We start from the raw sequence: 19574 nt of genomic DNA on the forward strand, positions 1-19574 counted from the left end.
ATATTAAACAACAAGGACATACTTATTTTTTACATGAGAACGCAATACATACGAGGAAAGAACATTCGATAGGTGTATATGTGCTAGTAAATAAAGTGATAGAACATCTGACTGAGATTGGTGACATACATTTATCGAAATATGAACGAAAGCTAGTATCTACTGTAGCCCTTCTACATGATGTTGGACATGGGCCATATTCAGCAAATATCGGGTGAAGATCATAGTGAGTGGACGGTACGAATCATTCAAGAGGACGAAGAAATACGTACGATTTTAAATCAAACACCTAGATTATTAGATGATGTAACGAAAGCTTTAACAGAAGATGGAGTTTTTCCAATTATAGATGAGCTCTTATTTAATTCATTAGGAATGGATCAATTAGATTTTTGGAATAGAGATTTATATTACTCGTCGCTTGAATTAGAAGGTTTACAGATAGAAGAATTGATTGCTAACATGCGTTTCATTGACGGTAAACTTGTTATTGAAGAATCGGGAATCCCCTTCATCGAACAATTAATGAAAATGAAAGAAGGGCTTTACAATAATGGATTTGGCCACCCGTTTGTGATAGGAAAAGACATATTGCTGCAAATAATTTTTAAAATGATAGAGGAGAAAAATCTTTCGTTCTATACTCCTGAACTTCAAAACTTCTTTCATAAAGGAGAGAAGTTAGAAGTAGAAGACTTTCTTCCGTTACAAGATGAAATGATTTTAAATGAAATACAGTGCTTTGCAAAACCAGATGATGTTGAAATAGTATCTTTAATTCAACTTTATGTTTCACCAACTAAAAGTTTATCATTTCAAAAAGGAGTGGAGGGTGATTTTAAAAAGGAAAATAACAATTTAGCGATAATAACTGAGAAAAAGGCGTACAGTTCATATGCAGGTGGTATTTACGTCCATAGTGAGGGGCAGTTAGAGGACATTTTAGAGAAATCAAATTTCATTCAAGAGATAGTAAAATTGCCTAAAAAAGAATATGCCTACTCAATTTGATTTGGTTCGAAAATAAAAAATGAATGAGATGGAAACGTAAATTTAGAGGAGGGAATAAAATACATGAAACATAAAATTGCTGTACTGGCAGATGTACATGGAAATGCAACTGCTTTAAAAGCAGTTATCGAAGATTCTATGAAAGAAGGTGTGACTGATTATTGGTTTTTAGGAGATTTAATTATGCCTGGTCCTGGATCGAATGATTTATTTGAAATATTAGAAAGTATTAACGTTGATACTTATGTACAAGGAAACTGGGAAGATAGTTTTCTTGACGTTCTTAATAAAAATATTGATATTGATAACGTAACTGATATTTATGTTTCTAGATTAGTTCAGTATCAATGTGAAAACCTGGATGAAAACTATATTAAGCATGTTAAAAATTTACCATTACATATAACAAAACAGGTTAATGATTTATCAATCAGTATTAGTCATAATCTACAAAATAAAAATTATGGAGGAGATTTGTGGCCCACTAATAATCAGGAACAGTTTGATCGTGATTATGATATTGCGATTTACGCTCATACCCACCATCAATTGTTGCGCTATAGTAGCAATGATCAATTAATTATTAACCCAGGAACAGTTGGACAACCTTTTTACAAGTGGAATAAGCTAAACTCTGACTTGCGTGCTCAGTATGCAATTCTTGAAATTGATGAGGCAGGGATTACTGATGTGAGGTTTAAAAAGGTTTTTTACGATGTAGAAAAGGAATATAAAAATGCCATGAATAAAAATCTTCCTTACATTGATTTATATCGTGAACTGTTAGAGACAGGAAAAACTCATACGCATGATATTGAATTATTACAAGAAATTAATGACAAATATAATTATAAAGATGAAGTAATTAAGTTTATCGAGAAAATCAGATAGGAATTTAATGGAAATAAATGAACGTTGTTGAATGTTAGGTTAGTAATGATTTTTACATAATCAAGAGCTATTGTAGAATGAAACTTAGATGTAAAATGATTTTTGTATTTTATATTGATTGAAAACAAGCATCCCCCTGTCCTACGTATATGACAGGGGGATGCTTGTTTTTTTTACGGCTTCACATCTAAGTTCTGTAAAAATAAAGTTGCTGTTACGTAACGCTTTGCTAACATTTGTACATAAGCGGTATGTACAGAAAGGGTCGCAATAATAATAGCGTTACGAATTGCTTCGCGTTGTTCGTTATTAATTTGATCGAACTTACTTGCGATTTTATCAGCTTTTTCTTTTACGATGTTTTCAATTGTATGAACGGTATCTGTTGCATTTAATTGTAAGCAATTTCCTTGATTGAGTTCTTCAAATAAAGAAGAGTATGCTACATATAAATGAACAGGATTGATTAAATCATCACTTCGATCAGCTGGATCATTTACAATAAGGCGTAATAGCTTACGAATGGATTCAAAATCAAGTGCTGTTTTTAAATCTTCGACAATAAATAGTAAGGCTGCTTGTTCAATTGAATATTTTTTCCCTTTTTGAGGAGAGCCAATCATTTCTTTTATATCTCGTTTCACCCAGTTTTGCATAGCAGTTACAGAGAAACTTGTGTTTTCAATCTGATTGCCAAGCGCAACTATTTCATTTAAAGAAAAACCGACATCAGTATCGTCAATTTTAATCAGCTTTTCAAAAATAGGTGAAAGTGCGGTAGTAATAAAAGCTGTAACGCTTTGTCCGCTTTCAATATCTTTTTTATGTGACTTTGCCCAAGCTTCTTGTAAAATACCGAGAGGCTTTTTCGTATTCCATCCTCTTAGTGATAGAAGAAGGGTAGCCATTTCGTTTCGTGTGAGATGAAATGTTTCCATCTTTTCACCTCCAAAATAATAAAAAGTTCTTATGAACTTATAATATGTTTTGTTTCATTTAAAGTCAATTCTGTTTTGCTTAATTTTTCCTTTGTGACCAAACTGTTGAAAGTAAATAATACTTGCATATTTCGACAAAAGTTCATATAATAAGTTCATAAGAACCTTTAAAATGTTCTTAAAAACAAATCTATCATTCTGAATTTACTAGAAAGATAGATTTCACATATATCTATATAAAAGGAGAATGGATATAATATGTTGAAAAAACTTGTAGCAGTAATGACAGCATTCATGGTTATCTTTGGGGCTAGCAGCTTTATGTTCGTAGATCATGCAGCAGCGAAAAGTTACAAATCTGGTAAAAAATCATTTACACCAAGTTCAGGTCAAAAGTCAAAAGTTGATTTAAACAAAAAAGACTCAAATGTAAATTCTCAAAAAACGACTCCAGATTCAAAAACGAAAGCAACAAACACGGCACCAAAAAGTAATAAAGGAAGCTTTATGAAAGGTTTATTACTAGGTGGTCTTGGTGGTTTACTAATGGGTAGCTTATTTGCAAATATGGGAGCTCTTGGTTCTGTATTAGCATTTATGGTAAATATGTTAGTAATGGCTGGTATCGTAATGTTAGCAGTTCGTGCATTTAAATACTTCAAAGACCAACGTAAGAAGAAGGCAGATGAAGTAGCATGGAAACAATAAAAATTTCTGAACAAGAGCTTATAAATGCGCTTTGTATATATATCGCTGAAAAAAGACAAGTGGGTCCAGAAGAAGTATTAGTTGAACTCATGTATGATGACGACTACGGTTTCTCTGCGGAAGTAGAGGTAAATGGTCGCCAGCAAATTTTAATTCAAGCAAACTTAATCGAAGCTTTACGCTTATTGCTTGACAGAGAATATAATGTCAATCCATTCGCAGCGAGATTACAACTTGAATTAGATGATGAAGAAGGCATTTACGCATTAGCGAAATTTAATAACTCAGATGAGTAGAGAAGAGAGCTGTTGAGAATAATCTCAGCAGCTCTTTTTAGTATGTGCATATGTAGATGAGTAATCACGCCAAATTTCATTCATCTTTCGTCTACCGATATCTACCATCGGATTAAACTGAATTGCAGATTTCTGACGAACAAAGTGAACGTTTTGAATGGCGTGAGATAATTGTTGGTCGACTATATCACGTTTTTTGCTTGCATATTTAGCAATAGATAGACCTGCAACTGTTCCTTGCGCCATCGCAATTTTTCCGCTTTCAATGCCTGTAATATTGCCAGCTACAAATAAACCAGGAAGAGGAGTTTCCATTGTTTCGGAATGGAGAGGAACGTGTCCACCTAATTCTGAAATGTAATGGAAGGGACAACCAGCTACAGCTGCAAGTTCGGCAAGTGGGTATAATCCCCCGGCAATACAAACAAAATCTGCTTCATATATTTTCTCTGATCCATTAATAACATTTCCTTTAGAGTCAATATTAGCAACACGTACACCTTCAACTTGATCTGTTCCGATAATTTCAAGAGCTGCTTTCCGAAGGTGAAGTGGCGTTCCGTTTATTTTCATTCCGCTGTTTGGATAGAATGTTAATCCAGCTTTTCGAACCCAATCATATTTCATAAAGTGGCTACCTATTCGCAAAATAGCAGAAGGAGCGAGATGTGCTGCATTTAAAAGAGAGTTTAAAACTTCTTCAGGTTCACCAGCTTTTTGACTAAACTCGCTTTTCTCAGGGAGTACAATATGATCCACTGTAATTCCCGCTAATTGCAATTCACTTAAAATGGCGAAAGACAAAATGTTAGCACCAATAATAATTCCTTTTTTTCCAACTTGCACGCGATGAACATTTGTCATAACTTGAGCTGCTCCAATTGACATCACTCCTGGAAGTGTCCAGCCAGGAAGGGGAATAGAATATTCCGCAGCTCCAGTAGCAAGTAGTACGAAAGGCGCTTCTAACGTACCGATATTAGTATGTACAAACCAATTGTTTTCATCTCTATCTAAATTATAGACCGAAACACCGCACCTGATATGTACTGAAAGTGATTCTGCTTCTTCATGAAGTCGCTTCGATTCTTTTATTCCGTTCCACCATTCTCCAGTAGGCTCTTGATGCAACTGTCCTAACAATCTCCCGCCCGGCTTCATAAATTCATCAATAACGAGCACTTTTAGTCCGAAACGAGCACAAGAAATAGAAGCAGATAATCCCGCTGGCCCTGCACCAATAATAATTACATCACTCATCGTTTTTTCACCATCTCTCTCACGATATTCGGATGCTGTTTCCCGCTTTCAACAACCATGTTTTCTTCTACAACAGTTAAGCATGCGCGTACATTTGTTTGATTATTTACTGTCATGCGGCATTCGGAACAGTGTCCGATATTACAATAAATACCTCGCGGTGTTCCGCTATCTTCATGAACTCTTAATGTCCTAATTCCATTTGCTAACAGGGCAGCAGCTATCGTTTCATGTTCATATGCTCCGTATTGATGACCGTTAAATTGAAAGGTAATACGCTCACTACTTTGTAAAGTACCTAAAATAGGGTGATGTGTAATTCTACTCATTTACTTTCACCTACCGATCCAAAAGTAACTGCACGTATTGGTGGTTGATATTTTAACGGTAGTTCATTAAGAGTTACGTCAGGATTCGCATTTTCAATCATTCGATCTATCATTATTCTGCATGTGCGACCACCGCAAAATCCCATGCCAGCACGTGTTCTTAGTTTTAATTCTCTTGCCGAGCAGTTATATTCAGCAATTGTCGATTGAAGTTGCCCATATGTAACCTCTTCACAACGACAAACGATTAAGTTGTTTTTATTTGTCATGTGTATTCCTCCTCTAGTTCGGTTTTCACAAATTATATATGCAAAAATCATGCCAATATAGAGGAGGGAGAGAGGGCTACCTGTAAACGCCTGATCGGTGCATACTGATTCTTTATTGAAGTCCAAGTTTCTTTAAACGGTTATATAAAGTAGCCCTTGTTACACCAAGTTGTTTTGCGCATTCTAATTTATTCCCATTTAAAATTCGTAAAGCCCTTTCAATAACTTTTTTCTCATGCTCATCCATCTCTTCTTGTAAAGAAAGGATTGTATTATTGTTGCTGAGTAATAGGGAATGGGCTGTATGGTTGTCTAAAGTTTCAGTCGTATGAAATGGTAAATATTCTTGTTTTATAATTCCGTCTGTTGCGAATACCACAAGCCGTTCAACAACGTTTCGAAGTTCGCGAATATTACCTGGCCAATTGTAATGAAGCAGTTCATGCATAATGCTTGAAGGTAAGTCACGAATTGGTCTGTTATAGTTGATTGAAAAATCGTTTAAGAAAGAATAGGTTAATTCAATAATATCCTCGCGTCTTTCGCGCAGCGGTGGAATCTGCAAGCTAACTACATTTAAGCGGTAATATAAATCTTCTCGGAAAGTTCCTTTTCTCATTTCTTCTTGTAAATCACGATTTGTAGCAGCGATAATACGGAAATCAATATTAATTTCTTTTTCACCACCAACTCGGTAATACTTTCGCTCTTGCAGTACACGTAACAGTTTTACTTGCATATCAAGTGGCATTTCACCTATTTCATCAAGAAATAAAGTACCGCCTTGCGCGAGTTCAATTTTACCTTTTTTTCCTTTACTATTTGCTCCAGAAAACGCCCCACGCTCGTAACCGAATAATTCACTTTCAAATAATGCTTCTGGAATTGCCCCGCAGTTAATCGAAATGAAAGGCGCCTTCGCTGCTTCACTTGCTTCATGAATTGCTTTCGCAAATACTTCTTTTCCAACTCCGCTTTCCCCAAGTATTAAAACAGTTGATTTCACCGAACAAACTTTTCTAGCTAATTGTATCGTTCTTTGTATAACAGGACTTTTTCCATTCATCGCAAGGAATGGATCGGATTCATCTTTATACTTTGCCACTTCTTGTTCTAAACGGTGCATTTCATGTGACATATTAAATAGTTTTTCATTTAAAGCGACTTGATTTGTAACATCTGTTTCTGAAACGACTGCTCCTATAATTTCATCATTACAATAAACTGGATTTGAATTAATTAATACGAATAAATCGGGGCGAGGCTGATGGAACTGAGCGACTATGCTTTTTCCATCATGTAAAGATTGTAAAATTTCCAAGTCTTTATAATCAAAAAAACGAGTAATCGGTTGCCCAATAATCTCATTATGGTTGACTGAAAATATTTTTTCAGCACCATCTGTCCAAGTTCGAACGCATTCTTTACTATCAATTACTGTAACAGAAGAGTCAGTTGTTTGTATTACAGTGTCATAAAATGACTGTAGTTCATTGTAGGACTTATAAAGAAATGGAATCATTTGCTGAGAAGTTATACAGCATATCGGCTCATCGTTTTCGTTAAGGATGATAACAGCTAATTCATAAGAAAAAGCGTCAATTAATGCAGTGAATGAGTCATCTACATAAATAATTGCGCAATTATATTCTTCTGTAGTAGAAGGGAGGTAATAAAACCTTTCGTTTATTTTCTTAATGCGATCAAGGCTACATGTATGATTGATTAAAACGCTTTCCAAAAATTCTTGTATAGTCGGAAATGAGAATTCCATAATGTCCTCCTGTTATGTATAAAAATTTTGACAGTGATAAAAAAATAATACACCTATTTACTATGAATTTAAAATATTTTTACAAATAAAAATATTTTTTATAAAAATTGTATATGTACAGAATTGGCACGTCAATTGCATAAAAAGAAAGTGAGAGGGCTAGGAAAGGAGGAGTATATTGTGAGGCACTGCGACGTTTTAATTATAGGTGGTGGAATAATAGGGTGTTCTATCGCTTATTACACTTCAAAATACGGAAGAGACGTAACAATCATTGAAAAAGGGGAATTTGTCAGCGGGACGTCTTCACGGTGTGATGGGAATATTTTGGCCATTGATAAAGACCCGGGATTTGATAGTCAAATGTCTTTAGTAAGTCAAAAATTAGTAACTGATTTAAGTGAAGAATTAGAGCATTCATTTGAATATAGGGCACCAGGAAGTATTCTCGTATGTGAGTCAGACGAAGAGATGGAAGCTGCGCAGCAATGGGTAAATCGGCAACAAGAAGCTGGATTACCGTTTCGAATGCTTGATAGGCAAGATATAAGGGAAGAGTCGCCTTTTTTTGCTGATGATTTATTAGGCGGTTTAGAATGTGCGACGGATTCAACTGTGAATCCATATCTCCTTGCTTTCTCGCTTCTGTCAGAGGCACAAAAGTTTGGCGCAAAAGCTTTTAAGCAGACGGAAGTAAAGAGTATGGAAATAGAGACGGATGGTTCATTTGTTGTAGAAACTACGAATGGAACTTTTACAGCACAACAAGTTGTAAATGCAGCCGGTGTGTGGGCTCCTAAGATTGGTCAGATGTTAAATATAAATATACCAATTGAACCGAGAAAAGGGCATATTATTGTAGCTTCAAGGCAACAACACGTAGGATGCCGTAAAGTAATGGAATTCGGTTATTTAATTTCTAAATTTGGCGGAAAACGAAAAGTGGATGCTTTAACTGAAAAATACGGGGTTGCGCTCGTATTTGAGCCTACTGAAAGTCAAAATTTCTTAATTGGTAGTAGTCGTGAATTTGTAGGATTTCATACGAGGATAAATAATGAAGTCATTAAATGTATCGCAAATAGAGCAATTCGTTTTTATCCGAAAATGGCAGATATGATGGTAATTCGTTCTTACGCTGGTTTACGTCCGTGGACAGAAGATCATTTACCGATTATTTCACGAGTGGAACATATTCCGAATTATTTCATTGCCGCTGGACATGAAGGTGATGGGATTAGTCTTGCAGCAGTTACTGGAAAAGTAATTGAAGAGTTATTAAATGAAAAAGAGACAATTATTCCTATTGAACCACTTCGTTTGAGTCGTTTTACAGAAAGGGTGTTAAACGGATGAGGTCACAAAGAGTCTTTACGACGATTGATACACACACAGGTGGGAATCCAACGAGGACATTAATTAGTGGACTTCCAAAGTTGATTGGAGAGACGATGGCAGAGAAGATGTTACATATGAAAAAGGAGTATGATTGGATTCGAAAATTGTTAATGAATGAACCGCGTGGTCATGATGTAATGTCAGGAGCATTATTAACAGACCCGTGTCATCCTGAGGCTGATATAGGTGTTATATACATAGAGACAGGTGGATATTTACCGATGTGTGGTCACGATACAATCGGTGTATGTACAGCGTTAGTTGAATCAGGTTTAATTCCGGTAGTTGAACCGATTACTTCTTTAAAACTAGATACACCGGCTGGCTTAGTTGAAGTAGATATTGCTGTTCAAGATGGAAAAGCAAAAGAAGTATCTTTCTGTAACATACCAGCTTTTTTATTGAAAAATATTACTGTACAAGTGAAAGACATTGGAACTATAGAGGCTGATATTGCGTATGGAGGAAATTTTTATGCCATTATTGATGCGAAATCAGTAGATCTAGAATTAGTACCAGAAAATGCATCTACAATCATCGATAAGGCGATTCATATAAGGAACACAATTAATGAGAAGTTTGAAATCACTCATCCAGAGTATTCGTTTATAAGAGGATTAACACATGTTGAATTTTATACAGATCCTACTCATGAATGTGCGCATGTGAAAAATACAGTTGTTGTACCACCAGGCGGAATAGATCGATCTCCATGCGGTACAGGAACATCTGCGAAGCTAGCTGTATTATACGCTCAGAAAGAAATCGAAATTGGTGAAGAGTTCATTCATGAGAGTATCGTTGGTTCTTTATTTAAAGGATATGTCATGGATACGACACATGTTGAAAATATTGAAGCTGTCATAACGAAAATTACGGGATCAGCTTGGCTTATGGGTATGCATAGATTTTTTTACAATGAAATAGATCCACTTAAAGAAGGATTTTTGCTAATTCCGCCGATGGAACATGAAACGGAGGATATAAAATGAACATTCAAAAAATGTATACAGCAGTAGACGTACATGTAAATGGCGAGACATTTCGTGTAATGAAAGACGTACCATGCAAATACTACTACAGTTTGGAGCAATTAAATGAACAATTTTCAGGTGAATTAGCAGAAGAGATGAAGCTTTTATTAAATGAACCACGTGGTTTTATCGGTTTGAATGGGTGTATTGTCGTTCCATCTATCCATAATGAAGTGGATGCAGCTGTATTATTTTTTAATCATGAAGGTTCGATTCCGCTTCATTATGGAGGCATTGTTGCAGTAATAACGATGTTACTCGAAAGTGGTTATTTAAAAAAGAGAGAGTCCAATCAATATAAAATTGAAACGTTATGTGGAATATTTTTAGTTCATGCGTATGTAGAGAATGATGAAGTTATATCGGTTTCGTTTGAAAGCAAACTATGCTATATGATTGAGGAAAATTTACAGGTTGGTAATGTAAATTATTCTCTCATACAAGCAGATAAAGTATATGCAGTTGTAGAGAAAGGTTTGTATTCGCCAGAAATTCGCATGGAAAACATTTCTGAATTGAAAAGATGGGGAGAAGCTACACTACAGACTATACAAAAACAGTCGCTAATAAAAAGGCTTATTTTAGTAGATCCTTCGCAAAAAGAAAAGAACCATATAAAATCGATTACATTTCATGAAGATAACTTTATCGTACGTTCGCCAGGTTTTGTTTCTACTATTGTTTCCTATGTTCATGCGTTATTTAAAAATGATTATATGGCGGATAAACCTTTTAAAAATGAAAGTATATTTAATAGTTTTATAACTGTGGAGAAAGTGAAGAAGGAGGAACTAGGATACATTTTCCGTTTTGAAAGTAGAGGATTTATTACAGGGATGCAGACATTTCTATTAGACCCTACGGATCCGTTTCCGGCAGGTTTCTTATTAAAATAAAATGTGATAGGGAGAGATAAATATGCAAAAAATTAAAGGGGCATTTCCAGTATTAATAACACCGATGGATGAATTTCAGGAAATTAATTGGGATGGGGTAAAGCAAAATGTAAATTACTTTATCGAACAAAACGTTGCAGGTATCATCATTAATGGAAGTACAGGAGAATTTGTAAGTTTATCAAAAGAAGAACGATTTAAAATGGTAGCAACCGTGTTGAAAGAAATTGATGGCCGTATTCCAGTTATTGTTGGAACTGCAGCAGAGACGACGAAAGAAACAATTGAATATACGAAACATGCAGAAGCGCACGGAGCGGATTGTGTGTTAATTATAAACTCTTACTATTGTAAACCGAAGGAAGAGGAGATTTATTTTCATTTTAAAGAAATCTCAAACTCTGTAAATATACCAATTATGTTATACAATAATCCATTTACTTCTGGTGTTGATATGAGTACAGAGCTAATGCTCCGTATTGGAAAAGAGTGTGGAAATGTTACACATATTAAAGAATCTAGCGGAGATATTCGAAAAGCGAGAGATTTAGTAAGACAAAGTGAAGGGGCTTTCCAAGTCTTCTGTGGTTCTGAAGATTTAGTTATGGAATCATATTTAGTTGGTGCCTCGGGATGGGTTTCAGTAGCAGGAAATATTGTTCCCGGTCTCGTTACAAAAATGTATGAGCATTTTCAAAATGGTGAATTAGAAAAGGCGTGGGAAATAAACGATGCTATTTTACCACTTTGCGAGTTTCTTGAAGGATCAGGGAAATATGTTCAAATCGTTAAACGTTCTATGGAATTACATGGGCAAGCGGGAGGACCTTCTCGCTTGCCAAGACTAGGGTTAACTGTAGAAGAAGATCAAAAGCTTCAAACGATTTTATCAAATATTGCAGCTCATGCAGCTGTTTAAATAAGGAGGAGAACATAATGTTAAAGACAAATATTGAGCTGAAACCAAAAGTGGAAGCGTTTTTAAATGAAGAAATTAAAATGTTTATTAATGGCGAATTTGTTTCTGCTATTGGCGGAAAGACGTTTGAAACGTACAATCCAGCAACAGAAGAGGTTCTAGCAGTCGTATGTGAAGCGCAAGAAGAGGATATTGATGCTGCAGTAAAAGCGGCAAGATCTGCATTTGAATCTGGCCCGTGGGCAGAAATGGCTACTGCTGAAAGAGCGCATCTTATTTATAAATTAGCAGATTTAATTGAAGAACATAGAGAAGAATTAGCGCAACTAGAAGCTTTAGATAATGGAAAGCCATATCAAGTAGCACTTGATGATGATATTTCAGCGACTGTAGAAAATTATCGTTATTACGCAGGATGGGCTACAAAAATTATTGGGCAAACAATCCCGATTTCAAAAGATTACTTGAATTATACGAGACATGAACCTGTTGGTGTTGTAGGACAAATTATTCCGTGGAATTTTCCGCTTGTTATGTCTTCTTGGAAAATGGGAGCTGCACTGGCGACAGGTTGTACGATTGTATTAAAGCCAGCAGAGCAAACGCCTTTATCTTTACTATATACAGCGAAACTCTTTAAAGAGGCTGGATTTCCAAACGGCGTTGTAAACTTTGTATCAGGCTTTGGTCCTGAAGCAGGGGCTGCAATTGTAAATCATCATGACATTGATAAAGTTGCTTTTACAGGATCTACTGTTACAGGAAAGTATATTATGCGTCAATCTGCAGAAATGATTAAGCATGTAACGTTAGAGCTTGGCGGAAAATCACCAAATATCATTTTAGAAGATGCGGACTTGGAAGAAGCGATAAATGGTGCATTCCAAGGTATTATGTATAATCACGGTCAAAATTGTAGCGCAGGATCACGTGTATTTGTTCATCGTAAACATTATGAAACTGTAGTAGATGCACTTGTGAAAATGGCGAACAACGTAAAACTTGGAGCAGGTATGGAGAAAGGAACGGAAATGGGTCCACTCGTATCTAAGAAACAACAAGAGCGTGTGTTAAATTACATTGAGCAAGGGAAGAAAGAAGGTGCTACAGTTGCGGCTGGTGGCGAACGTGCGCTTGAAAAAGGTTATTTCGTTAAGCCAACTATATTCACAGATGTTACAGACAATATGACAATCGTTAAGGAAGAAATATTTGGACCAGTTGTTGTCGTACTTCCATTTGATTCGACAGAAGAAGTAATTGAACGAGCGAACAACTCATCCTATGGCCTTGCTGCGGGTGTATGGACGCAAAATATCAAAACGGGTCATCAAGTAGCAAATAAATTAAAAGCAGGAACAGTGTGGATTAATGATTATAACTTAGAAAATGCAGCTACACCATTTGGTGGATATAAACAATCTGGTATTGGCCGCGAATTAGGTTCATATGCGCTTGATAATTATACAGAAGTGAAAAGTGTTTGGGTAAATATAAAGTAATAGGGCGTTTTACTGATAAAAATTGAGGGATGAAATAATGAAAGATGCGGACAACTAGAAAGTTTGATAATAGTTGTCCGTTTTTTTTATATACAAAATTGCTTTTCCAAAGAATGATAAGGGGGATTTGGATGGAGAATTTAGTAGAATGGTTAGTAGGGCAAGTGTGGAGTATCGGTTTAGTTGTTTTTGCATTAGGGGCAGGCGTATATTTCACGATTGCAACACGCTTTTTGCAAATCCGTTATTTTAAAGAGATGATTAAACTATTATTTGAAGGAAAGAGTTCAGAGACGGGAATATCATCTTTTCAGGCATTTTGTTTAGCCTTATCAGGAAGAGTTGGAATTGGTAATATTGCAGGGGTAGCGACAGCAATTGCTTTCGGCGGTCCTGGAGCTGTATTTTGGATGTGGGTAATGGCTTTGTTAGGGGCAGCGAGCGCGTTTGTAGAATCAACATTATCTCAAGTATACAAAAGTAAAGTAGGGAATGAATATCGCGGCGGTACTCCATATTTCATTGAGAAAGGTTTGAAAATGAAATGGTTTGCAGTCATTGTAGCAGTAGTTGTAACACTTTCATATGGCGTGTTATTACCAGGTATTCAATCTAGTAGTATCGCAGTTGGATTTGAAAACTCTAATGGTATTAGCAAATATATAACTGGTATATTTTTAGTCGTGTTACTAGCAGCAATTATTTTTGGTGGTGTAAAGAGAATTGCTGGCGTTTCTCAAATGCTTGTTCCATTTATGGCAATTGGTTATGTAATTGTTACATGTATCATATTAATTGCGAATGTAACGGAGATTCCAAGGATGTTTGCTTTAATTTTCTCTAGTGCATTTGGTGTAAATGAAATGTTTGGTGGAATTGTTGGTGCAGCTATTGCATGGGGCGTAAAACGCGCTGTATTTTCAAACGTTGCTGGTGTCGGAGAAGCGACGTATAGTTCGGCGGCTGCTGAAGTATCGCATCCTGCAAAACAAGGATTAGTTCAAGCATTTTCCGTATATATCGATACAATTGTCGTATGTACAGCGACAGCTCTTATGATTTTAATAACAGGTATGTATAATGTTATACCTGAAGGGAAAACCGCTATTGTACAAAACATAGGAAATGTGGAAGCTGGTCCAATTTATACACAACAAGCAGTTGAAACTGTGATAACAGGGTTTGGTCCAATATTTATTTCAATTGCGATTTTCTTTTTTGCATTTACAACGCTACTCGCTTATTACTATATCGCTGAAACAACACTTACTTATTTAGATCGTCAACTGAAGTATGGCTGGTTAAAACCAGTTTTAAAATTTGGATTTTTAATTATGGTTTACATCGGTAGCGTTGAATCAGCGTCGCTTTTATGGAACCTTGGAGATTTAGGAATCGGTAGTATGGCATGGTTAAACTTAATCGCAATCTTACTTTTAAGTAAAACCGCATTAAAAGTGTTAAAAGATTATGAAACGCAGAAAAAAGAAGGGAAAGATCCAGTATTTAATCCTAAAAATGTGGGGATTGAAGGATTAACATTTTGGGAAGAAAGAAGTAAAGAGGTTGAAAGAAAAAGTTCTAGAGAAAAAGTTATTGTCGATGATAATTTAAAATTATAACTTAAATTAACTGAAAATTCTTAATTTAAAAGAAGGTATATTGCCTCCATTTCATCACATACTACAATAAGTATGGATAATATGACTGGAGGGAATAAGATGGAACATGAGCAACATAGTTCGATAAATGATATTCTACATCATTATAAAGAAGGTATAGGTAGTTTTACAAATCAAATTCCTGAAATCGCTGAGACATATAATGCGTTCACGCAAGCTTGTTTTCAAGAGGGTGTTTTAACAAAAAGAGAAAAACAACTTATTGCATTAGGAATTAGTTTAGCAACGCAAGATGAGTATTGTACAATTTATCATACAAAAGGTTGTCTTGATCAAGGATGTTCGGATAAAGAGATTCTGGAAGCATGTGGTGTTTCAGCAGCATTTGCTGGCGGAGCTGCGATGAGTCAAGCGGTAACTTTAGTGCAAGAGTGTTTAACAGAATTGAAAAATCAAAAGCATTGAATAAAAAAACGTTTTAAACTTTATGTTTAAAACGTTTTTTATGTGAAATTAAATTTAAGTATAAAAATTATCTAGGATGGGTTCAATTTATGGTTATACAATAATGGAGAATTTTAAATTTAGTAGGAATGAGAAATAAAAACTATTTATTTAGTTTTAAGGTTTTGTAAAAAGCTTCAATTGTTTCATATAATCAATAGCTTTTGTTTTGTTTTTCTGTTTAGAAACATAATGTGCCTCATTAAAATCTCTATAGTAACTGTTAACTACTTCTTCAGAAAGAGCACCGTCAGATATAGCTCTTTTAACCGCGCAGTTTGGTTCATTTGTATGTGAACAGTTAGAAAATTTACATCTCATAGAAATCTCTTTTATATCTTCATATCCAAAATCAAAATTCCTCTCAAGGTTTATCAAGTCAAATCCTATTTTACTAATAAGAAATCCCTCCACTTTTGAAAGAGTCTTTTAGAAACATACATACAAATTTTATCGTTTTCAATTTGTATTCACTTTAATATTCTATATCTTCATAAATAGATTTTTCTACATCAGGAAGAACTGTGTATATACTCTTACCGATTAAAGCTTCTAATTCTTTCTTAATCGCATAAAACCCTTTCCAATGTAAAGATGTATGAGATGTTGTACCATGACGCAAACCAACAGAAATTAATCTTCTTTCCAACGTAGTAAAGCCATCCGCATCAGCAAGAGCGTCACAAAGAGTAATTACTTTATTGTATAAGTCGTAGTTACAATGTTCATTTAATATTTCAACTAACCGGCTTCTCATATGGTCAGGAACGAGACTCCATTCCGCTGCAATGTCTATATGTTCATTTTTGCATGGGAATGAGTGTGTTACACAAATAACAGCGTTTCCTGTATACCCTAAATCATTCATATACATATAACCATCATAGGAATGAATGACCGATTTGGTAAAACCTTTGTATCTTCCGATATCATGCAAAAGGGCAGCATTATATGCTATGTCAGCATCTAGCTTGTACCCTTTTTTTATAAGTTCTATACTTATGTTTTCAGTTGCATGAGCAACATGTAGTGAATGTTCAAACCAAGGGCCCGGGTTTTGTTCATATGCCCATTCGAGTAATTCTTTTGCGTACGTTCTATCTAATATATATTTCATATCGTTATCCTTTCACAAAAAATCATATCTTAACTATAAATTCCTCTTATTATTTCATTATTCCTTCTTTAAAAATTGTTACAATGAAACAAAAGGGGGAAAAGTAATGCGAAATTTAGTAATTGAAGAAATTAAGAAACTAGAAAATGATATAGAAGAACTTTCGAAACTTTTGAAAATGGTTGTAAATGATGGGGCATCAATTGGTTTTTTGCCTCCACTGGAACAAAAAGATGCAACAAAGTATTGGCAAACAGTATTAGCGCCAGAAGTGATATTGTATGTGGCTAAAATAAACAACGAAGTAGCAGGGAGTATTCAATTACAATTAGTTACTAAGCCTAACGGAATTCATAGAGCTGAGATTTGCAAATTAATGACTCATCCAAACTTTAGACGAAACGGTATTGGACGATCGCTTATGCAAAAAGCAGAGGAACGAGCAAAGCAAGAAAACAGGTCTCTTTTAGTATTAGATACTAGAGAAGGAGATCCTTCCAATAAATTGTACAAATCACTAGACTACCAAGAAGTTGGAACAATACCAGGGTATGCAATTTCTCCGAATGGAAAGTTAGATGCTACGGTTCTTTATTATAAAAACATTTAAGTTATAATCAAACGGGGAGAGTGCTTAATTATTAGTAAGTGAATAATAAACGACTATTTTTAACACCGTCTATATTTTTCTGGCGGTGTTAAAATAGTTAATTATAATCTAATTAACGCACTAAATGAATTTGAGAAAGTTTTTAGAGGGTTCTTTTAGTAATGATTCTCGTCTTATAATAAATGTAGAGAAGATGACTAGCCGACTATAGTTATTTTCGCTTTATTATGGGAAGGGGATGAAAGTATGAAAAAGAATAGTTTACAAAACATGAAGAAAGTTATTTTAAGTGGTGGCGTATTACTTACGGGATTATTAACATTTGGATTTTCAGAAAAGGCTTCAGCTCATGGATATGTAGAATCACCAGCGAGCCGATCTTATTTATGTAAGCAAGGGGTAAATGTAAATTGTGGACCGATTCAATATGAACCTCAAAGCGTAGAAGGGATAGGTGGATTTCCGCAACTAGGACCTTCTGATGGACAAATTGCAGGGGCTGGTCATTTTCCCGCTTTAGATGTTCAAACTGTAGATAGGTGGAAGAAAGTTACGTTAAATGGCGGGACGAATACATTCAAGTGGAAACTAACGGCTCCTCATAGTACGAAAGAGTGGAAATACTATATTACGAAAAAAGGTTGGAATCCCAATAAACCTTTGACGCGATCAGATTTAGATTTAGTGCCATTCTATGTAAAAAATGACGGTGGAGCTAGACCAGGGACAACAGTAACGCACGAAGCAAATGTACCAACTGACCGTAGTGGATACCATCTTATTTTAGCTGTTTGGGAAATTGCAGACACTGGAAATGCGTTTTATCAAGTTATAGATGTAAACCTTTTGAATAATGGCTTATCCTCAAATTTCGCTTTTAACAATGTAGTGCAAGCTCCTACACTATTTTAATTGAAACATACATTTCGATCATCTAATTCATTTTAGATGATTTTTTTTATGAAAATGATGAAAAATATAGAAGAAAGTGCAATTATTTATAAAAAAATATGCTTTAAATATTGTCATATTTGCTTCTTTAAGATATCCTTTTCATGAAGAGGTGGAAAACATGGAAAAAGTACTAGTTTTCGGGCATAAAAACCCAGATACAGATGCAATTTGTTCTGCAATTGCTTATGCAGAATTGAAAAAAGAATTAGGAATGAATGCTGAGCCTGTACGTTTAGGCGAAATCAGCGGTGAAACTCAATTTGCGTTAGACTATTTTAAAGTAGAAGGACCGCGTTTTGTTGAGACAGTAGCAAGCGAAGTGGACAACGTTATTTTAGTTGACCATAACGAGCGTCAACAAAGTACTAACGATATCGAATCAGTTCGTGTGTTAGAAGTTATTGACCATCACCGTATTGCTAACTTTGAAACAAGCGATCCTATATACTATCGTTGTGAGCCAGTTGGCTGTACAGCTACAATCTTAAACAAAATGTACAAAGAAAATGGCGTAACAATTCGTAAAGAAGTTGCAGGTTTAATGTTATCTGCAATCATTTCAGATTCTTTACTATTCAAATCTCCAACTTGCACAGAACAAGATGTAGCAGCTGCTCGTGAATTAGCGGAAATCGCTGGTGTAGATGCAGATAACTACGGCTTAGAAATGTTAAAAGCTGGTGCTGACTTAAGCGGAAAAACAATGGAGCAATTAATCTCTCTTGATGCTAAAGAATTCCAAATGGGTAATGCGAAAGTTGAAATCGCACAAGTAAACGCTGTTGATACAAACGACGTTCTTGTACACCAAGCGGAACTTGAAAAAGTAATTTCTGCAGTAGTAGAAGAAAAAGGTTTAGACCTATTCTTATTCGTTGTAACTGATATCTTAACTAACGATTCTGTCGGTCTTGCGATCGGTAAAGCAGCAAACGTTGTTGAGAAAGCATACAACGTATCACTAGAAAACAATATAGCTACTTTAAAAGGTGTTGTATCTCGTAAAAAACAAATCGTACCAGTATTAACAGAAGCATTCCAAGCTTAATCGTATTGCGTACAGATGAACAGTAAGGACAAGTAGTCAGATTGGCTACTTGTCCTTTTTTATTTATAATAAGCAGAAATTTTTAACTTTTAAACAGTCGCATTGTGTATGCTTAATGATATGGAAGTATTGAAAAGTAAATTACAGGGGCTTTTTGAAAAAATATTGCATCTGTTTCAAAATTAGAGAGCTGGATTTCGGAGGAACTGCGTTTAAACGCTGAAATACAGATGTTGCGTTTAACTTTTTAGAAGCAAGGATATAAAGTTTTGATTAACGAATTAAAATAAGGATAGCGTTAGCTATCCTTATAATCGTTTATTCGTAAGATTTTTTCTTGTTTATATAAAATGTGATTATCGTAGTAATGAAGAAAATAGGTATCGCATACACTTTCCCAACAAATAACTTCCAGCCGACATAATTATAGCCTTCAGATGCTGGGATGATAACGGAAATAACGCAAACGATAAAATAGACTAATAGTGCAGGGA

At 35.2% G+C, this 19574-nt stretch carries 21 protein-coding genes and 1 pseudogene; 14 read left to right on the plus strand and 8 right to left on the minus strand.

The window, feature by feature from the left end; genetic code table 11:
- A pseudogene (locus tag ABWK52_RS01930) lies at positions 1–1011 on the plus strand (HD domain-containing protein); the annotation flags it as partial.
- 63 nt (positions 1012–1074) lie between these two features.
- Complete coding sequence (locus ABWK52_RS01935; protein WP_098541930.1) at positions 1075–1902, plus strand: metallophosphoesterase family protein; 828 nt, start codon at positions 1075–1077, stop codon at positions 1900–1902.
- A gap of 173 nt (positions 1903–2075) precedes the next feature.
- Here the strand turns inward: ABWK52_RS01935 and ABWK52_RS01940 are convergent, their stop codons facing one another.
- A complete protein-coding gene (locus tag ABWK52_RS01940; RefSeq protein WP_000447231.1) occupies positions 2076–2840 on the minus strand; it encodes a DUF1836 domain-containing protein in 765 nt (254 codons plus the stop codon).
- A gap of 258 nt (positions 2841–3098) precedes the next feature.
- On the opposite strand from ABWK52_RS01940, the gene ABWK52_RS01945 reads away from it, so the two are divergent.
- Both ABWK52_RS01945 and ABWK52_RS01950 read left to right on the plus strand, forming a co-directional pair.
- A complete protein-coding gene (locus ABWK52_RS01945) occupies positions 3099–3548 on the plus strand; it encodes a hypothetical protein (protein WP_000914478.1) in 450 nt (149 codons plus the stop codon).
- Positions 3536–3844: a YxcD family protein gene (locus ABWK52_RS01950; RefSeq protein ID WP_000447747.1), complete on the plus strand. Its 309-nt coding sequence runs from the start codon at positions 3536–3538 to the stop codon at positions 3842–3844. The genes ABWK52_RS01945 and ABWK52_RS01950 overlap by 13 nt, the downstream gene beginning before the upstream one ends.
- A 24-nt stretch (positions 3845–3868) precedes the next feature.
- On the opposite strand, the gene ABWK52_RS01955 is transcribed toward ABWK52_RS01950, so the two are convergent.
- From ABWK52_RS01955 to ABWK52_RS01970, 4 genes are all read right to left on the minus strand, one after another.
- Positions 3869–5104 carry an NAD(P)/FAD-dependent oxidoreductase gene (locus ABWK52_RS01955; protein WP_098281293.1) on the minus strand — a complete coding sequence of 412 codons (1236 nt, stop codon included), beginning with the start codon at positions 5102–5104 and terminating at the stop codon, positions 3869–3871.
- Positions 5101–5433, minus strand: coding sequence for a (2Fe-2S)-binding protein (locus ABWK52_RS01960; protein WP_000087067.1), 333 nt, complete (start codon positions 5431–5433; stop codon positions 5101–5103). Before ABWK52_RS01960 ends, ABWK52_RS01955 begins: the two co-directional genes overlap by 4 nt.
- A complete protein-coding gene (locus ABWK52_RS01965) occupies positions 5430–5702 on the minus strand; it encodes a (2Fe-2S)-binding protein (RefSeq protein WP_000182619.1) in 273 nt (90 codons plus the stop codon). Before ABWK52_RS01965 ends, ABWK52_RS01960 begins: the two co-directional genes overlap by 4 nt.
- A gap of 112 nt (positions 5703–5814) precedes the next feature.
- On the minus strand, positions 5815–7476 hold the full coding sequence (locus ABWK52_RS01970; RefSeq protein WP_000395824.1) for a sigma-54 interaction domain-containing protein: 1662 nt from the start codon (positions 7474–7476) through the stop codon (positions 5815–5817).
- Between the two features lie 180 nt (positions 7477–7656).
- On the opposite strand from ABWK52_RS01970, the gene ABWK52_RS01975 reads away from it, so the two are divergent.
- The 7 genes from ABWK52_RS01975 (at position 7657) to ABWK52_RS02005 (ending at position 15312) form a co-directional block, all read left to right on the plus strand.
- Positions 7657–8832: an NAD(P)/FAD-dependent oxidoreductase gene (locus ABWK52_RS01975; protein ID WP_044584549.1), complete on the plus strand. Its 1176-nt coding sequence runs from the start codon at positions 7657–7659 to the stop codon at positions 8830–8832.
- Positions 8829–9866, plus strand: a complete 1038-nt coding sequence (locus ABWK52_RS01980; RefSeq protein ID WP_098281294.1) for a proline racemase family protein — start codon at positions 8829–8831, stop codon at positions 9864–9866. The genes ABWK52_RS01975 and ABWK52_RS01980 overlap by 4 nt, the downstream gene beginning before the upstream one ends.
- Entirely contained in the window at positions 9863–10804 is a 942-nt protein-coding gene (locus ABWK52_RS01985) for a proline racemase family protein (protein ID WP_046392808.1), read from the plus strand. Before ABWK52_RS01980 ends, ABWK52_RS01985 begins: the two co-directional genes overlap by 4 nt.
- Before the next feature lie 22 nt (positions 10805–10826).
- Positions 10827–11723 (plus strand): 4-hydroxy-tetrahydrodipicolinate synthase, encoded by an 897-nt coding sequence (dapA, locus tag ABWK52_RS01990; RefSeq protein WP_098281295.1) that lies wholly within the window; start codon positions 10827–10829, stop codon positions 11721–11723.
- 17 nt (positions 11724–11740) lie between these two features.
- Positions 11741–13225 (plus strand): aldehyde dehydrogenase family protein, encoded by a 1485-nt coding sequence (locus tag ABWK52_RS01995; RefSeq protein ID WP_000920983.1) that lies wholly within the window; start codon positions 11741–11743, stop codon positions 13223–13225.
- Positions 13226–13356: 131 nt separating this feature from the next.
- Complete coding sequence (locus ABWK52_RS02000; protein WP_000429521.1) at positions 13357–14847, plus strand: alanine/glycine:cation symporter family protein; 1491 nt, start codon at positions 13357–13359, stop codon at positions 14845–14847.
- 72 nt (positions 14848–14919) lie between these two features.
- Positions 14920–15312: a carboxymuconolactone decarboxylase family protein gene (locus ABWK52_RS02005; RefSeq protein ID WP_002196593.1), complete on the plus strand. Its 393-nt coding sequence runs from the start codon at positions 14920–14922 to the stop codon at positions 15310–15312.
- Positions 15313–15468: 156 nt separating this feature from the next.
- Here the strand turns inward: ABWK52_RS02005 and ABWK52_RS02010 are convergent, their stop codons facing one another.
- Together ABWK52_RS02010 and ABWK52_RS02015 are read right to left on the minus strand one after the other, a co-directional pair.
- Positions 15469–15765, minus strand: coding sequence for a hypothetical protein (locus ABWK52_RS02010; protein ID WP_000398282.1), 297 nt, complete (start codon positions 15763–15765; stop codon positions 15469–15471).
- Positions 15766–15826: 61 nt separating this feature from the next.
- Positions 15827–16468 carry an HD domain-containing protein gene (locus tag ABWK52_RS02015; RefSeq protein ID WP_098281296.1) on the minus strand — a complete coding sequence of 214 codons (642 nt, stop codon included), beginning with the start codon at positions 16466–16468 and terminating at the stop codon, positions 15827–15829.
- Between the two features lie 106 nt (positions 16469–16574).
- Here ABWK52_RS02015 and ABWK52_RS02020 point away from each other — a divergent pair, with 106 nt between their 5' ends.
- From ABWK52_RS02020 to ppaC, 3 genes are all read left to right on the plus strand, one after another.
- The gene (locus ABWK52_RS02020) at positions 16575–17078 is read left to right on the plus strand and encodes a GNAT family N-acetyltransferase (RefSeq protein ID WP_001245250.1); all 504 of its coding nucleotides are present in this window, start codon (positions 16575–16577) and stop codon (positions 17076–17078) included.
- Positions 17079–17324: 246 nt separating this feature from the next.
- A complete protein-coding gene (locus ABWK52_RS02025) occupies positions 17325–17990 on the plus strand; it encodes a lytic polysaccharide monooxygenase (RefSeq protein WP_098281297.1) in 666 nt (221 codons plus the stop codon).
- Between the two features lie 160 nt (positions 17991–18150).
- Positions 18151–19080, plus strand: a complete 930-nt coding sequence (ppaC, locus tag ABWK52_RS02030) for a manganese-dependent inorganic pyrophosphatase (RefSeq protein ID WP_098541928.1) — start codon at positions 18151–18153, stop codon at positions 19078–19080.
- A gap of 318 nt (positions 19081–19398) precedes the next feature.
- Here ppaC and ABWK52_RS02035 read toward each other — a convergent pair.
- A partial coding sequence (locus tag ABWK52_RS02035; RefSeq protein WP_353771869.1) for a DUF4017 family protein occupies positions 19399–19574 on the minus strand: 176 nt, incomplete at its 5' end.

The sequence above is a fragment of the Bacillus sp. AP50 genome (genome assembly GCF_040492675.1).
Lineage (GTDB): Bacteria > Bacillota > Bacilli > Bacillales > Bacillaceae_G > Bacillus_A > Bacillus_A cereus.

What these genes read in the sequence shown, in the direction of transcription:
- ABWK52_RS01935 (WP_098541930.1), top strand. Translation starts at nt 1,075, where the DNA reads ATGAAACATAAAATTGCTGTACTGGCAGATGTACATGGAAATGCAACT.
- ABWK52_RS01940 (WP_000447231.1), bottom strand. Translation starts at nt 2,840, where the DNA reads ATGGAAACATTTCATCTCACACGAAACGAAATGGCTACCCTTCTTCTA.
- ABWK52_RS01945 (WP_000914478.1), top strand. Translation starts at nt 3,099, where the DNA reads ATGTTGAAAAAACTTGTAGCAGTAATGACAGCATTCATGGTTATCTTT.
- ABWK52_RS01950 (WP_000447747.1), top strand. Translation starts at nt 3,536, where the DNA reads ATGGAAACAATAAAAATTTCTGAACAAGAGCTTATAAATGCGCTTTGT.
- ABWK52_RS01955 (WP_098281293.1), bottom strand. Translation starts at nt 5,104, where the DNA reads ATGAGTGATGTAATTATTATTGGTGCAGGGCCAGCGGGATTATCTGCT.
- ABWK52_RS01960 (WP_000087067.1), bottom strand. Translation starts at nt 5,433, where the DNA reads ATGAGTAGAATTACACATCACCCTATTTTAGGTACTTTACAAAGTAGT.
- ABWK52_RS01965 (WP_000182619.1), bottom strand. Translation starts at nt 5,702, where the DNA reads ATGACAAATAAAAACAACTTAATCGTTTGTCGTTGTGAAGAGGTTACA.
- ABWK52_RS01970 (WP_000395824.1), bottom strand. Translation starts at nt 7,476, where the DNA reads ATGGAATTCTCATTTCCGACTATACAAGAATTTTTGGAAAGCGTTTTA.
- ABWK52_RS01980 (WP_098281294.1), top strand. Translation starts at nt 8,829, where the DNA reads ATGAGGTCACAAAGAGTCTTTACGACGATTGATACACACACAGGTGGG.
- ABWK52_RS01985 (WP_046392808.1), top strand. Translation starts at nt 9,863, where the DNA reads ATGAACATTCAAAAAATGTATACAGCAGTAGACGTACATGTAAATGGC.
- dapA (WP_098281295.1), top strand. Translation starts at nt 10,827, where the DNA reads ATGCAAAAAATTAAAGGGGCATTTCCAGTATTAATAACACCGATGGAT.
- ABWK52_RS01995 (WP_000920983.1), top strand. Translation starts at nt 11,741, where the DNA reads ATGTTAAAGACAAATATTGAGCTGAAACCAAAAGTGGAAGCGTTTTTA.
- ABWK52_RS02000 (WP_000429521.1), top strand. Translation starts at nt 13,357, where the DNA reads ATGGAGAATTTAGTAGAATGGTTAGTAGGGCAAGTGTGGAGTATCGGT.
- ABWK52_RS02005 (WP_002196593.1), top strand. Translation starts at nt 14,920, where the DNA reads ATGGATAATATGACTGGAGGGAATAAGATGGAACATGAGCAACATAGT.
- ABWK52_RS02015 (WP_098281296.1), bottom strand. Translation starts at nt 16,468, where the DNA reads ATGAAATATATATTAGATAGAACGTACGCAAAAGAATTACTCGAATGG.
- ABWK52_RS02020 (WP_001245250.1), top strand. Translation starts at nt 16,575, where the DNA reads ATGCGAAATTTAGTAATTGAAGAAATTAAGAAACTAGAAAATGATATA.
- ABWK52_RS02025 (WP_098281297.1), top strand. Translation starts at nt 17,325, where the DNA reads ATGAAAAAGAATAGTTTACAAAACATGAAGAAAGTTATTTTAAGTGGT.
- ppaC (WP_098541928.1), top strand. Translation starts at nt 18,151, where the DNA reads ATGGAAAAAGTACTAGTTTTCGGGCATAAAAACCCAGATACAGATGCA.